Annotated in this window: 9 protein-coding genes; 6 read left to right on the top strand and 3 right to left on the bottom strand. The window is 61.2% G+C overall.

Going from position 1 to position 14,280, the window contains the following annotated elements; all coding sequences use genetic code 11:
- Window positions 1–46: 46 nt before the first annotated feature.
- Window positions 47–577: a bacterioferritin gene (locus tag EJD88_RS16585; RefSeq protein ID WP_099583639.1), complete on the bottom strand. Its 531-nt coding sequence runs from the start codon at window positions 575–577 to the stop codon at window positions 47–49.
- A 176-nt stretch (window positions 578–753) separates the two neighbouring features.
- Between EJD88_RS16585 and EJD88_RS16590 the strand changes: the two genes are divergently transcribed.
- Complete coding sequence (locus EJD88_RS16590; RefSeq protein ID WP_099583638.1) at window positions 754–1,644, top strand: triacylglycerol lipase; 891 nt, start codon at window positions 754–756, stop codon at window positions 1,642–1,644.
- Here the strand turns inward: EJD88_RS16590 and EJD88_RS16595 are convergent.
- A complete protein-coding gene (locus EJD88_RS16595) occupies window positions 1,641–2,519 on the bottom strand; it encodes a DMT family transporter (RefSeq protein WP_158878503.1) in 879 nt (292 codons plus the stop codon). The two genes, EJD88_RS16590 and EJD88_RS16595, sit on opposite strands and share 4 nt — an antisense overlap.
- 97 nt (window positions 2,520–2,616) lie before the next feature.
- Here EJD88_RS16595 and EJD88_RS16600 point away from each other — a divergent pair, with 97 nt between their 5' ends.
- From EJD88_RS16600 to EJD88_RS16610, 3 genes are all read left to right on the top strand, one after another.
- A complete protein-coding gene (locus EJD88_RS16600) occupies window positions 2,617–3,405 on the top strand; it encodes a helix-turn-helix transcriptional regulator (RefSeq protein WP_158878504.1) in 789 nt (262 codons plus the stop codon).
- Between the two features lie 70 nt (window positions 3,406–3,475).
- Entirely contained in the window at window positions 3,476–3,775 is a 300-nt protein-coding gene (locus EJD88_RS16605; RefSeq protein WP_005784310.1) for a PsiF family protein, read from the top strand.
- 137 nt (window positions 3,776–3,912) lie between these two features.
- The gene (locus EJD88_RS16610) at window positions 3,913–4,926 is read left to right on the top strand and encodes an AI-2E family transporter (protein ID WP_049710256.1); all 1,014 of its coding nucleotides are present in this window, start codon (window positions 3,913–3,915) and stop codon (window positions 4,924–4,926) included.
- 66 nt (window positions 4,927–4,992) lie between these two features.
- Here the strand turns inward: EJD88_RS16610 and EJD88_RS16615 are convergent, their stop codons facing one another.
- Entirely contained in the window at window positions 4,993–6,261 is a 1,269-nt protein-coding gene (locus tag EJD88_RS16615) for an Hsp70 family protein (RefSeq protein ID WP_099583635.1), read from the bottom strand.
- A gap of 166 nt (window positions 6,262–6,427) precedes the next feature.
- Here EJD88_RS16615 and EJD88_RS16620 point away from each other — a divergent pair, with 166 nt between their 5' ends.
- Together EJD88_RS16620 and EJD88_RS16625 are read left to right on the top strand one after the other, a co-directional pair.
- Entirely contained in the window at window positions 6,428–13,084 is a 6,657-nt protein-coding gene (locus EJD88_RS16620) for a dermonecrotic toxin domain-containing protein (protein WP_158878505.1), read from the top strand.
- Window positions 13,085–13,314: 230 nt separating this feature from the next.
- Complete coding sequence (locus EJD88_RS16625; protein ID WP_099583634.1) at window positions 13,315–14,253, top strand: DnaJ C-terminal domain-containing protein; 939 nt, start codon at window positions 13,315–13,317, stop codon at window positions 14,251–14,253.
- Window positions 14,254–14,280: the final 27 nt, after the last annotated feature.

Consider the following 14,280-nt stretch of genomic DNA (forward strand, 5'->3'; position numbering starts at 1 on the left):
TACCGCTATCGGGAGCAAGCCCCCTCCCACATTGGATTTACGCTGTTTAGAGGCTTTCGAGGATGTCCGCCATATCGTCCGCATGCTCTTCTTCCTGGGCGAGGATCTCCTCAAACAGGCGGCGAGTGGTCGGGTCTTTGTCGCCGATGTATTGGATGATCTCGCGGTAGCTGTCCACCGCGATGCGCTCGGCCACCAGGTCTTCGTAGACCATTTCCTTCAAGGTATTGCCGGCCACGTATTGCGCATGGGAGTTCTTCGACAGCAGGTCGGGGTTGAACTCCGGCTCGCCGCCCAGTTGCACGATGCGTTCGGCGAGTTTGTCGGCGTGCTCGGCTTCCTGGGTGGCGTGCTCCAGGAATTCGTCTGCGGCGACGGCGGCTTTTACGCCGCTGGCCATGAAGTAGTGGCGCTTGTAGCGCAGCACGCAGACCAATTCGGTGGCCAGCGACTCGTTGAGCAGGCGGATGATTTCTTCGCGATCGGCGTCGTAGCCTTCGGTCACGGCGCCGTTTTCGACGTTCTGGCGGGCGCGGCTGCGCAGGGTCGCAACGTCGGTCAAATGTGCTTCAGTCATCTCAATCTCCTGGTGCTAATCCGGTTTTGCGCCACGCTCTGCTGGCGTGATCGCTCCAAGTTGTGAGTCCCACGCAACGCAAAAAGTTTTATCGGATTCATCCCCGGCGTCATCAGCCCGACTTGAGGTTGCGCTAGGCTGCACGGCAGGACTTCAGTTTCGAGGACGTTCGCGTCATGCCGCAGTCGTTAGCCACGCGTTACCCCCTGGTGCTGGTGCCCGGCATGCTCGGGTTTGTGCGCCTCGGGTTCTTCCCGTATTGGTACGGCATTGTGCCGACCTTGCGCGCGGGCGGGGCGCAGGTGTTCCCGGTGCAGGTGGCGCCGCTGGACTCCAGCGAAGTGCGCGGCGAGCAGTTGCTGGTGCAGATCGAACGTATTCGCCGTGAGACCGGCTTGGATAAGGTCAACCTGATCGGCCATAGCCAAGGCTCGCTGACCGCGCGTTATGCAGCGGCCAAGCGCCCGGAATGGGTGGCGTCGGTGACCTCGGTGGCTGGGCCCAACCATGGTTCCGAGCTGGCAGACCATATCCACCGCCATTACCCGGCCGACGGCGCCAAGGGCCGGATCATGAGCGCGCTGTTTCATCTGGTCGCCTGGGTGATGGGCGTGCTGGAAACCGGCTATCGCGGGCCGCGCTTCAAGCCGGACTTGCAGGCATCGCACCATTCCCTGACCAGTGAAGGGGTGGCCCTGTTCAATCGCCAGTATCCCCAAGGCTTGCCCGAGACGTGGGGCGGGCAGGGCGCGGAGGTGGTCAACGGCGTGCGCTATTACTCGTGGTCCGGCACGTTGCAGCCGGGTATCACCGACCGTGGTCGCAACCTGTTCGACGGTACGAATCGCAGCTGTCGCTTGTTCGCCCGCAGCTTTGTGCGGGAAAAGGGCCAGTGCGACGGCATGGTCGGGCGCTACAGCTCGCACCTGGGCACGGTAATCGGCGATGACTTTGCCCTGGACCACTTTGATATCGTCAACCAGTCACTGGGGCTGGTGGGCAAGGGCGCCGAGCCGATCCGATTGTTTGTGGAGCATGCCCGGCGCTTGAAAGCCGCGGGTGTTTAAGCCCGGCGGCGCACCGGCGTGGTCCAGCGCTCCGACAAGATCACCCCGCCCAGGGTCAGCAAACCACCCACCAGGTGATACATCGCCAACTGTTCTTCCAGCACCACCGCCGCAATCAACGCAGTAATCAACGGCAGCAGGTTGAAAAACAGCGTGGTACGACTTGGCCCCAAGGTCTTCACCGAATGCATCCACGCCAATGGCGCGAGCATCGATGCCAGCAAGCAGGCGTACAGCACCAGCGGGATATTCGCCCAGCCAAGGCCGGCTTTGGCCGAGAACAGGAACAGCGGAAACAACACCAGCACGGCCACCAGTATCTGCAAATACAGCAACACCAGCGGCGGCAGGCGCAGCTGCCATTTTTTCAGCAGTGTGCTGTAGACCGCGTAGGCCAATGTGGCGACCAGCATCATGGCGTCGCCCAGGTTGACGCCATGCTGCAACAGCGCGCCCAGGCTGCCGGACGACACCACCACGACCACGCCGGCAAACGACAGCACCGCGCCGGTGAGCGCGCCGAAGGTCAGGCGCTGGCCGAGGCTGATGATCGCCGCCGTCAGCGCCATCAATGGCATCAGCGACAGGATGATGCCCATGTTGGTGGCGGTGGTCAGGGACGCGGCGTAATACGCCAGGCTTTGGTATACGGCCATGCCCAGCACGCCGAGGATGACGATCTTGCCCAGGTTCGGGCGAATCTGCGCCCAATGGGCGATCACTGGCTTAAGCATAAATGGCGTGAACAGCAGCGCCGCCAGCAGCCAGCGGTAAAAGCCGATCTCCGACGGGAAGATCGCACCCACGGCCAGTTTGTTGACCACGGTGTTGCCGGCCCAGATAAAAATGGCCAGCAGGGGATACGCGTATTGCATCGAAAGAAACCAAGTGTGTTGATGAAGCGGGATTATCCCTTGTCTGGATCGAAGCCTATACTTCGATCCAGACAAATCACCTTTGCATCCAGACAATATGGCCAGACATACCGTACGCCTTGCGGATTTTCGCAGCCTGCCGAGCCCGGTGTACTTCCGGTATTCCGACTTCGCCCCCGACACCGAATGCACGCCGCATAAGCATTTCTGGGGATCGCTGGATTACTCCGCCAGCGGTGTGATGCGCATGGAAGTGGCGGGCAACCGGTTTATGTCGCCGCCGCAGTACGCGGTGTGGATCCCACCCAATACTGAGCACAGTTCCTACAACGCCCAGGCGATTGTCTATCACTCCGTGGGCCTGGCCCCCGCGCTCTGCGAGCAACTACCGCCCCAGCCTTGCACCCTGGCCATCAGCGATATTCTCAAGGCGATCCTGCGCGACTTCGCCCGGCGTGATGTGAATATCCCGCACACCGAAGCCGACATCCGCCTGGCCCAGGTACTGGTGGATCAACTACGGCAGGCACCGATCCACGACGGTTTCCTGCCCTATGCCCGTCATTCAGGGTTGCTCGGCGTACTGGAAGGCATGCAGGCCGACCCTGGCGACAACCGCCCGCTGGCGCAATGGGCTGAGCAGGTGCACGTGAGTGAACGCACCCTGGCGCGCCAGTTTGTGCGCGAGTTGGGCATGAGCTTCGGTGAATGGCGCCAGCGCCTGCGCTACCTCGCGGCCATCGAAGCCCTCGACAGCGAGCGCAGCGTGCAACAGGTGGCGTTCGACCTCGGCTACAGCACCGCCTCGGCATTTATCGCGATGTTCCAGCGCCACGCCGGCTGTACGCCGGAGCAGTATCGCCGGACGAATATTCGCCGTGGATGAAGATGTAACAGGCTTTGACTACACTGCGCATAGGCCGCGCCCCTCGGCGTGGTAACCGGGAGAAAACTCCATGAAGATGCTGCGTATTCCGTTGTTGATGATGGGCCTGTTGCTGTGTTCCCAAGGCTTTGCCGCCACCGCCCAGCAAAACAAGATGACCACCTGCAATGCCGAAGCCACCACCAAGACGCTCAAGGGCGACGACCGCAAGGCCTTCATGAAAACCTGCCTGTCGGCCCCGGCGGCCAATGACGCCAAGACCCTGACGCCGCAGCAGCAGAAGATGAAGGATTGCAATGCGTCGGCGAAAACCAAAGCGCTGACCGGCGATGCGCGCAAGACGTTCATGAGCACCTGCCTCAAAGGTTGATCACGATTTCGCAGGCGCCGACGATCAAATGTGGGAGCCCCTCCCACACTTGATCGCATTCACCACCTATCCACTCGCTTGATTCCTTCAAGGCTGGCAGACTGCCCATCCTTTAACGCCGTTCGTTTTGAGGCTGTATGCCAACGTTTTCTCAGCGTCATGTGTTGTTGCTGGCCAGCTACATCATCATCTTCGGCGGATTGCTCCTCGTATTGCCGCTGAAATTGCTGCCCAGCCTGCTGGCCGGCCTGTTGGTCTATGAACTGGTCAACATGCTCACCCCCCAACTGCAACGGCTGATCGAAGGCCGCCGCGCCCGCTGGCTGGCGGTGGCGTTGCTTGGCACCCTGATCGTCAGCGTGCTGGCCCTGATCTTCGCCGGGGCCATCAGCTTCCTGCTCCACGAAGCAGAAAACCCCGGAGCGTCCCTCGACAAATTCATGGGCGTGGTCGACCGCGCACGCGGCCAACTGCCGCCGTTCCTCGACGCCTACCTGCCGGCCAGCGCCGCCGAATTTCGCGTGGCCATCGGCGAGTGGCTGAGCAAGCACCTGAGCGAACTGCAACTGGTCGGCAAGGACGCCGCGCACATGTTCGTCACCCTGCTGATCGGCATGGTGCTCGGCGCGATCATCGCCCTGCAGCGCGTGCCCGACCTGACCAAACGCAAACCCCTGGCCGCTGCACTGTTCGACCGCCTGCACCTGCTGGTCCAGGCCTTTCGCAACATCGTCTTCGCCCAGATCAAGATCGCTGCGCTCAACACCGCCTTCACCGCCGTGTTCCTCGCCGTGGTGCTGCCGCTGTGCGGCATTCACCTGCCGCTGACCAAAACCCTGATCGTACTGACCTTCCTGCTCGGCCTGTTGCCAGTGATCGGCAACCTGATGTCCAACACCCTGATCACCATCGTCGCGCTGTCGCTGTCGATCTGGGTGGCGGTGGCGGCGTTGGGCTATCTGATCGTGATCCACAAGGTCGAGTACTTCCTCAACGCGCGGATCGTCGGTGGGCAAATCAGCGCCAAATCGTGGGAATTGCTGCTGGCGATGCTGGTGTTCGAAGCCGCATTCGGGCTGCCGGGCGTGGTGGCGGGGCCGATTTACTATGCGTACCTGAAGAGTGAGCTGAAGCTCGGCGGGATGGTCTGATGTAACTGTGGGAGGGGGCTTGCCCCTCCCACATTGGATTTGCAGCATCAGTGAAATCAGGTCCTATCAGATGCCGTAGCGCTTGCTCGCCTCAATCGCCAACCCGCTACCAATGCTGCCAAAGATATTCCCTTCTACATGCCGCGCATTCGGCAGCATCGCCGAGATGCTGTGGCGCAGGGCCGGGATGCCGCTGGAACCGCCGGTGAAGAACACCGTGTCGACCTGCGCTACATCCACCGAAGCATCGGTCAGCAACTGAGTCACGCTGTTACGCACGCGCTCCAGCAGCCCGTCGATGGCCGACTCGAACAGTGCGCGGCTCAGGTCCACGCTCAACCCAGGCTCAACCCGATCCAGCGCCACGTGGCGGCTGTCTTCATGGGTGAGTTGAATCTTGGTCTCTTCCACTTCCATGGCCAGCCAGTGCCCGGCGCGCTGTTCGATCAGCTTGAACAGGCGGTCGATGCCGCCGGTGTCTTCGATGTCGTAGCGCATGCTGCCCAGGGCCAGCTGGGATTTTTGTGAGTACACCGAGTTGATGGTGTGCCAGGTGGCCAGGTTCATGTGGTGGCTGGTAGGCATGTAGGCGCCGCTTTTCATGCGGCTGCCGTAGCCGAACAGCGGCATCATGCCGGCCAGCGAGAGCTGTTTGTCGAAGTCGGTACCGCCGATGTGCACGCCGCCGGTGGCGAGGATGTCGTCCTGGCGGTTGTCGTTGTGGCGGCGGTCCGGGGAAAGGCGTACCAGCGAGAAGTCGGACGTACCACCGCCGATGTCGACGATCAGTACCAGCTCTTCTTTCTCGATGGTGGACTCATAGTCGAAGGCCGCGGCGATCGGTTCGTATTGGAACGAGATGTCCTTGAAGCCGATCTTGCGCGCCACGTCGACCAGGGTGTTTTCCGCTTCCTGGTCGGCCATCGGGTCGTCATCGACAAAAAACACCGGGCGGCCCAGCACCACTTCTTCGAACTCGCGGCCGGCGGTGGCTTCGGCGCGGCTCTTGAGCTGGCCGATAAACAGCGCCAGCAGGTCGGTAAACGGCATCGCCGTGCCCAATACGCTGGTGTCGTGCTTGATCAGCTTGGAACCCAGCAGGCTCTTGAGCGAGCGCATCAGGCGGCCTTCGTAGTTCTCCAGGTATTCGTGCAGCGCCAGGCGACCGTATACCGGGCGGCGCTCCTCGAAGTTGAAAAAGACCACTGACGGCAGGGTGATCTTGTCGTCCTCCAGCGCGATCAGCGTCTCCTCGCCGGGGCGGATCCAGCCGACGGTGGAGTTGGACGTGCCGAAGTCGATGCCGCAGGCACGGGCTGGGGATGCGTTTTTCATGTCTCACAGGTTCCGGGCAAAAAACGGCCGCGCAGTGTATGCCACTGGCGCGCGGATGCGTAGACCGGTGATCCGTAAATCCACCGGCATTCGCGCTACATAGCTACGTCTTGAACCTGCCGGGGTTTGGCTAGGCTGCGGTTTTACCGCTCACGGATGAACCGCTATGCCTGATGCAACCTTTACCGCCGACCTGCGCGGCGTGCACTACGACTTCCTCAAACAACGCGTGCCAAGCTGGTTCCTGGATGGCACGACCCAGCGCCAGGAAGAGCTGGGCCAGCACGAGATGGACATTCCTTCCTGGTACCTGGCCGCGACTCACCAAGACAAAACCACCCTGGCCGAGCAGCACACACGTTTTCGCGAAACCCTCAATTCAATCGAAGAGCATCTTGGCCAGATCGACGACATCCTGGCGTTCGCCGAGCAGCCGCTCAAGGACGCAATCAAAAAGCAGTTCAACCTGGAGTTGGATGTACGCAATGTGTTCCTCGTGCGCAAATACGCCTACAAAGGTGCTCGCGACGATTTCTACGGGGCCTTTGTGCTTGAGCAGCAAAACGACCCCAGCCTGACTTACACCTACCGTGGTACATCCCTGCTGGAAGCGGCTCTGGCCAATTTCGAGGCCGATGAAGAACAGCCATCGCCGTGCAACGATTGCCAACTCATTACCCGCTGGAATCCCGATAACCCCCACATCATTGCGACATTCGCCGCCGTCAGCGCCCACGCGGTGGCGATCAAGCCCCATGAATTCGCCAAACTGTGCCGCTCCCTGGACCTCGGCGCGCAATACCAGAAGCACATCAAGGCGGTGGTCGAACCCGACGCCGCCCAAGAGCGCGAGGCGCTGGAGCAATTGCTTGAGGAGCATCAACGCCAGCAATTGGCGCTGAGCATCGAGATCGCCCGGTTGCAGTTAAACGGCGCGTTGAGCGCCGATGCCTACCAGATGCTCAAACAGGTGGTGGCCGGTTCCGGCACGCCGAAGCTGACGGGCAAGCCGGTCACCTACGCCGCGCTCAAGGTACTGGACAGTGTGCTGGTGGGGCCGCTGCTGATCGGGCCAAACCGTGAACGTTCGGACCGTACCGAGCGCCTGGTGGTTTACCTACCCGGCGACCCGCAACAGCCGGTCAAGGAGTACGCTTCGAGTGGCGAGTTCATGGTCGACCTGCGCATGCGCTTGCACAGCGCATCCTATCGACGCTTTTTCAGCCGCTTTGTGCCAGTGCGCGAGCAAGGCGGTTTTTTCGCGCGTTTCAACCGGTTGTACCAGCCCGCCGATAATGGCAACGGCGGGACGGATTATCCGCTGCGTACGCCGTTGGTGCATTTGCCCATGGACGGCTTCCTCCTCAGTGGTGACCTCTGGCAGCTCAGTCGCCAGGCACATATCAGCAAGATCTTGAGTGATGCGCGGGCCGTGGCCGTACCCACCGAGGACGAGGGCCGTAAGGCGCGGCTGGAGCGTCTGGAAAGCTTTTTCGACGCCGCTGTCAGCGTGTTCAACCTGGCGGCCTTCGTGGTGCCAGGGTTGGGGCCGATCATGTTGGCCGTGGGCGCGTCGCAGATGTGCTACGAAGTCTTTGAAGGGATAGAGGCCTATGGGCAAGGCGAGGCGCGGCAAATGTGGGCGCATTTTGCGTCGGTGGCGTTGAACGTGGCGTTTATTGCCACCGGCGCCAAGGTGTTGCCAGCCGTCAAATGGCAAAGCGCGGTGGAGCATCTCAAACCTGTGACGATGCCGTCCGGTAAGCAGGTGCTGTGGAACCCTGACCTGGCGCCCTACGAATCGCCTGTCAAACCGGCGCCCGAGGCCAAGGCCAACGCGCTGGGCCTGTACGAGCATGACGGGCAGCAACTGGTGGCATTCGAGGACGCCCATTATCAGGTCAAGCAAGACCCCCTCACCGGCGATTACCGCATCCAGCACCCGACCCGCTCCGGCGCTTATACCCCAGAGCTGGAGCACAACCACAACGGGGTGTGGAGCCATGAGCTGGAAGAACCGCTGACCTGGGATGAACCGACCTTGCTCAAGCGCCTCGGGCTTGGCGATCAGGCGGACCCGCTGCGCATCAGCGGTGTCGACACCGACGTGTTGCGCCAGGCCGCAGTCCATCACGAGCCGTTGCCGTGGTTACTGGAAGACACGCTCAAACGCTTCGAACTGCACCAGCAGCTCACCACCTTTGCCGAGCGCATCAGAAGCAGTGACCCCTTGGTGTACTCGAAAGCCGAACCCAAGCTGCAATTTGACCTGCTTCAACGCTTCGGCCTGTTGCCTGACAACGTGGCGCTGAAAGTCATCGGCCCCCGGGGCGAGGTGCTCTGGGAGACACCCGATGCCCCGGCTTCAGCCAGCAAGCGCGTGATGGTGGTGACCGAAAGCGCCATGGCCCGGGGCGGTTTGCTGCGCGAGTTGTTGTATACGTTGCAGGGTGTCGACCCGCTGCTCAAGGCGTTTCCCGGCAGCCCCGAGGAGTCGCTGGAGGTGCGCGCCGGCAAGCTGCGCCACTATCTCGGCGATGCCGTTGACAGCCTCAAGGGGCCGTTGCTGGAACAACGCTACCAAGCGCTGAACCCTGCGCCCGATGCCGATGTGCAACGTCTGCTGGATACCTACCCGGCCTTGCCCGCACCGGTCGCCGAGCGTGTGCTGCAAGGGGCGACGACCGATCAGTTGCAGGCCTTTCGCAGCACCCGCCGCTTGCCTGAGCCCCTGGCCACGCAAGCCCGATGGTGTGCTCAGGAAACCCGGGTGGCCCGTGCCTACGAAGGGTTGCACCTGGACACCCAGACGCACCTCGATAGCCAGCGCCTGGCCTTGCGCACCCTGGAAACCCTGCCGGGCTGGCACCGGGGTTCGCGCATCGAGCTGCGTCAGTATTCGGCTGAAGGCACGGTGCTGGATGCCATCGGCTCGCCTGACTTTGCGCATAAACGCACACTGGTGCTGCTGGAAAGCGGCGACTTCCAAGCCTCCATGCCCGGCGATTTCTACAGCGCTATCTGGGAACAATTGGCGCTCGCTGAACGCCAGCGCCTGGGCTTGAGCAGTGCCGTTGAGCTCAAGCAGGCGATCCAACGCAGCCCGTTACCGCGAGAACCGTTGCGCACGGTGCTGGAGGAGAATCCGTTGCGCAAGCCTGACTACGACCCGATGGCCAGGCTGTTGGGCGGCGCGCCTGGGGTGCGCCAGTTGTTAAGGACGGCGGGGAATGTGCTTCGCTCCCCGGCGGAGCGGGTACGGCGGTTGTTTCCAACCTTCAGCGACGAGCAGGTCACGGCGTTCATCGAATCGCTGGGTGAAGACGTGCGGGGCGAGTTGAGCCGCCGTGAGTTGGAGTACCGCACCCTGAAGAAAACCTTGAAGGTCTGGGCGCAAGCAAGAGGGCCGCAGGCCCTGAACCCTCATAGCGTTGAGTGGCGTGTGAGCGAAGAGATCAAACGCTGCTGGCGCCGTGAGACCGGGAGCCAGTTGCACGTTCGCGTGCCCAGGGACAGCTTCTATCGGGTGGATATACCCGCCATAAAAGCAGGCTTCGACCATGTCCGGGAATTGGTGTTGTCGAATGTTACATGGGGTGGAGATTCCACTGCGTTGTTCCTCGAAAACTTTACCGAGTTGAACCGCTTGAGCATCACCGGGGCCGAAATGACCGATCTGCCTGCGGTGATTGGCGACATGAAGCAGCTCACGTCGTTGAAGCTGAACGCCAATGGCTTGCAGTTGACCGAACACAGCGCTGGACTGTTAAGCGATCTCAATGCGCTGCAAGTGCTCGACCTTTCGAGTAACCCATTGGGCGTAACGCCAGACTTCAGTGGCATGCCCCATTTGAGAGAGCTGAATCTGTATTGGACGCGCATCGAGCGTTGGCCCTCGGGGTTGAGAGAACAGGCCGGGCTGGAGCGTCTCGACCTGCGCCAAAACCTTCTGCAACAGGTACCGCAGGACAACCTGGTGCCGCCCGCGGATCAATTGGAAACCGTGGTACGGATCAACAATGTCACTTTGCTCGAGAATAATCGCTTCCCCCCCGATTACTGGAAAACCTTCGATAAGTACTGGCAGGACCTGGCCCGGTCTCGACCCGACCTGTTGCAAGGGGCACTGGAGGGCGCTTTCGACAGTAAAAATCCGCGTATCGATAAGGTGCAGTACATGTACCCCGAGTACTCCGTGCAGAAGGCCAGGGCGCTTATCTGGTCCTGGGGTGAAGGGGCCGAGGCGCAGCTGAACCGCCTCTGGCAAGAGCATTCCGTGCTGCTCAAGCAGTTGAACGAATGGGCATTTTCAGGCGGTGGTGAGCGCCAGCGCTATGTGCGTGTCGGCGAGCGTGCCAATGACGCAGGGTCTTTGCGTGACCGCCGCCAGGCCTGGGACCGCATCTTGCGCTGCTGGAGGCAAGAAACCCCGCAACAGCTCACCAATGATGGCGAACCTTTCGGCCTGGAGTTGAACCTCAGTGATCTGAACCTGCCGAGCCTGCCTGACCTGGACGCGGATTTCAGCCATGTGGGTTCGCTCAACCTGAGCAATATGAACCTTCGAACCTCGCCGGAAGGGTTCCTCGCGCGTTTTCGCGGGTTGCGCTGGCTCGACTTGTCGAATAACCAGTTGCGTGAGCTACCGCCGGCGGTCGGGCAGATGCATGGCTTGACCCGCTTGTCCCTGCAAAACAACCGGATCCGCCTGACTGCCGACTCGGCGGCGATACTCTCGTCACGCATCAGCGCCTACGGCGACCGGCTCACCGCCACCGAGCAAGCAGCCAATCGATTGGTCGCCAGCGTGACGAGTGCGGTGGATGGCCCGGTGGTGTTGCATGGCGCGGATGCTCCGTTTCGGCGCTGGTCCACGGGCTCTTCCACTGAGCAGTTGGCGCAGCGCCGGCTCCAGTGGTCCACCCTGCGCGCGTTGCCGGGTTCGGACGGCTTCTTTGAAGTGCTCCGGGACCTGGAAATAGCGCCTGCCGGGCGTGAGGACTTGCAGCGCCGGATCTGGGAGGTGATCGATGGCATCACGCAAAACAGCAACGAGTCCGAGCAGTTGCGCAAGGAGATGTTCGAGTGGGCGGGGCGGGCGGCCTGCTGTGACCGGGCGGCTTTGACCTTCAGCAACCTGGAGATCCTGCTGACGACCTACAACGCCAAGGCACTTGCCTTGGACTCGACCCAGGGTGCGGCCCTGCTGAAGCTGTCCAAGGGGCTGTTCCGTCTCGATGAGCTGGAAAAGATCGCCTTGGAGGATATCGACCAGCGCAGGGCCGCGATCAACGTGCGTGAAGGCTTGACCCCCGCCCAACGAGAGAGCGCCTTGAGGGCCGTGGAAGAGGTGGAGGTGCGCATGGCGTATCGTCATGGGCTCAAGGATCGCCTTGAATTGCCCGGCCAACCGCAGCAGGCCCGGTTTGTCCAGTTCGGCAATGTGAGCCAGGCCATGCTTGATGCGGCCTGCCAACGGGTGCTCAGCCTGGATAACTCCGCCCAGGAGTTGCAAGCCATGCTCGCCAGAGACTTCTGGAAAGACTATGTGGCGAATAAATACCGTGCGCAGTTTGAAGCACAGAACGAACCCCATCACGAACAAATGGAAGCCTTGCAGCGCGACTTCGATGCCGGGACGCTGCCCCGTGCGACCTACGACACCAAGGTCAAGGCATTGCAGGCGCAGTTCGAGATTGAGGAAGCACAATTGATCGAACGCTTGAGCCGCGATGAAGTGGTGCAGGCGCTGGTGCCGACAGCGAGCCTTGAAGTGTTGGTGGACAGCGATGGCAACGGCTTGCAACTGTCCCAGGCACAAGCCATCGACTTCAATCGCAAGCGCTACTTCGTGGCAAGCATGCCCGATGCGGGTGATGGCGAGCATTACGTGTTATGGGTACAAGCGGCGGATAACCCCTTGCGTTTGACCAGCAGCGCAATCGTCGCCAAGCCTGACGTCAATGGTGTGTGGCGGCGTCGAGGCCTGGCGGGCGGAATGGTGCAGCCGGGGTCTGACGATGAGTTTGTCGACGCGTCGGAATCCATGCCGGTCAAGCCCTATACAGCGGCAGAACTCAGTTACATGCGCCAAGAAGTGCACTTTACGGCCAACCCGAATCCGGTAGGCAGTTACATCCGCGCCAACAACGGCAAGTACCCACTCCGGGATTACCAGGGCAGGCCGATCCGTATCCGAACCCTGGAGAGGCGAGTGGCCTTGGAATCCGACACGCAATACACCTCCGCGCAGGTCAAACCCTACATCCAGTTCGAAGGGTATGAGCACGTCGGTGCACGCTATGAAGCGCAACTGCAACTGCGCACGTTCACGGCGCAGGATGTGAAAGTGCCTGGTGAAAAGGCGTTGATCGGCCAGTCCATGGTGGTGGCCAACCGGCGTATCGCCAAAGGGGAAATCGTTGGTGTATACGGCGGCACCGTACTGCCGTCGGGGATCTTCGGCCAGGGCGGCCAGACCTACACCATGAAGGTGGGCAGCCAGAGGGTCGCCGAGGGTAACGTTTTGAAGGAGGTGCCGATTCATTTGTCGGGGGACAATATTCTGTCGCGAATAAACACCCACTTTGAATATGACGAAAACGGCAAGCCGCTGCGCCAGGCGCCAGGTGGCTATAACATCGAGACAGTGGGGTTTGATGTTGAGGCCGACATGTGGCTGGGCGTGGGGCCAGGGGCGCAGATAAAGCGCAAGCCGTTCATCCTCAACACCCTTTTCGCCACTGAAGATATCGCCGCGGGCACCGAACTGCGAATGGACTACCAATACACCGAGGGGATGATAAAAAAGCTGTTCGCTTGATCCTGCTCAGGTCGGTAACCCGTCCGTCGTCGAAAATAGCGGTATTGCATCTTGAAAGACCGCGTTTTGCCCCAATCTTGTGGGCATATCCAGGCGGTACACAGCCATTGCATTGAACCTGTGTGCCGCCGCTCAACTTATGACGCGCCCTGACATCAATTCCCAGGCTGCCAGCCATGGTGTGCCGTGTGGCGGGCTGCGCGATATCGATAACGGATGGTGATGCCCCCATGGATTTCAAAGACTATTACAAGATTCTCGGTGTCGAGCCGACGGCTGACGACAAGGAGATCAAGTCGGCTTATCGCAAGCTGGCGCGTAAATATCACCCGGACGTCAGCAAGGAAAAGGATGCCGAATCCAAGTTCAAAGATGCGTCCGAGGCCTATGAAGCCCTGAAAAGTGCCGACAAACGCGCCGAATACGATGAACTGCGCAAATACGGCCAGCATGGCCAGCCGTTCCAGGGGCCGCCGGGCTGGCAGAGCCGTGGCGGCTTTGGTGGCGGCCAGGACGCGGGCGACTTCTCGGACTTTTTCAGTTCGATCTTCGGCTCGCGCGGCGATGCGTTTGGTGGCGGCCAGCGCCGACCCACAGGGCGTAAAGGCCAGGACGTGGAGATGCAACTGTCGGTGTTCCTGGAAGAGACGCTGTCCACCGAGTCCAAGCAGGTCACCTTCCAGGTGCCGCAATATGACGCTTCGGGCCGGCACGTCAGCAACACCACCAAGAGCCTGAACGTGAAGATCCCTGCCGGCGTGGCCGACGGTGAGCGCATCCGCCTCAAAGGCCAGGGCGCGCCGGGGATTGGCGGCGGGGCCAATGGCGACCTGTACTTGATCATCAAGTTTGCGCCGCACCCCAAGTTTGAAGTGGAAGGCGAAAACCTGGTGATCACCTTGCCCCTGGCTCCGTGGGAGTTGGCGTTGGGGGCGGAAGTGACCGTGCCGACCCTCACCGGCAAGATCAACCTCAAGGTGCCGGCCGGCAGCCAGAACGGCCAGCGCATGCGCGCCAGGGGTCATGGCTTGCTGAACAAGGCCGGCGAACGTGGCTTCCTGTACGTGCAGCTCAAGGCCGTGATGCCCAAGCAGGCTGACAACGAGACCATCGCGCTGTGGCAGGCGCTGGCCAAGCAAGCCAACTTCAACCCACGCGAGAACTTCTGAATCACTGTGGTGAGGGAGCAAATTCCC

The organism is Pseudomonas sp. PB105, from assembly GCF_009764655.1.
GTDB lineage: Bacteria > Pseudomonadota > Gammaproteobacteria > Pseudomonadales > Pseudomonadaceae > Aquipseudomonas > Aquipseudomonas cyclaminis.

Bases quoted from the DNA above. Each gene is read 5' to 3' on its own strand.
- EJD88_RS16605 (WP_005784310.1), top strand. From the start codon at position 3,476: ATGAAGATGCTGCGTATTCCGTTGTTGATGATGGGCCTGTTGCTGTGT.
- EJD88_RS16610 (WP_049710256.1), top strand. From the start codon at position 3,913: ATGCCAACGTTTTCTCAGCGTCATGTGTTGTTGCTGGCCAGCTACATC.
- EJD88_RS16590 (WP_099583638.1), top strand. From the start codon at position 754: ATGCCGCAGTCGTTAGCCACGCGTTACCCCCTGGTGCTGGTGCCCGGC.
- EJD88_RS16600 (WP_158878504.1), top strand. From the start codon at position 2,617: ATGGCCAGACATACCGTACGCCTTGCGGATTTTCGCAGCCTGCCGAGC.
- EJD88_RS16620 (WP_158878505.1), top strand. From the start codon at position 6,428: ATGCCTGATGCAACCTTTACCGCCGACCTGCGCGGCGTGCACTACGAC.
- EJD88_RS16615 (WP_099583635.1), bottom strand. From the start codon at position 6,261: ATGAAAAACGCATCCCCAGCCCGTGCCTGCGGCATCGACTTCGGCACG.
- EJD88_RS16625 (WP_099583634.1), top strand. From the start codon at position 13,315: ATGGATTTCAAAGACTATTACAAGATTCTCGGTGTCGAGCCGACGGCT.
- EJD88_RS16585 (WP_099583639.1), bottom strand. From the start codon at position 577: ATGACTGAAGCACATTTGACCGACGTTGCGACCCTGCGCAGCCGCGCC.
- EJD88_RS16595 (WP_158878503.1), bottom strand. From the start codon at position 2,519: ATGCAATACGCGTATCCCCTGCTGGCCATTTTTATCTGGGCCGGCAAC.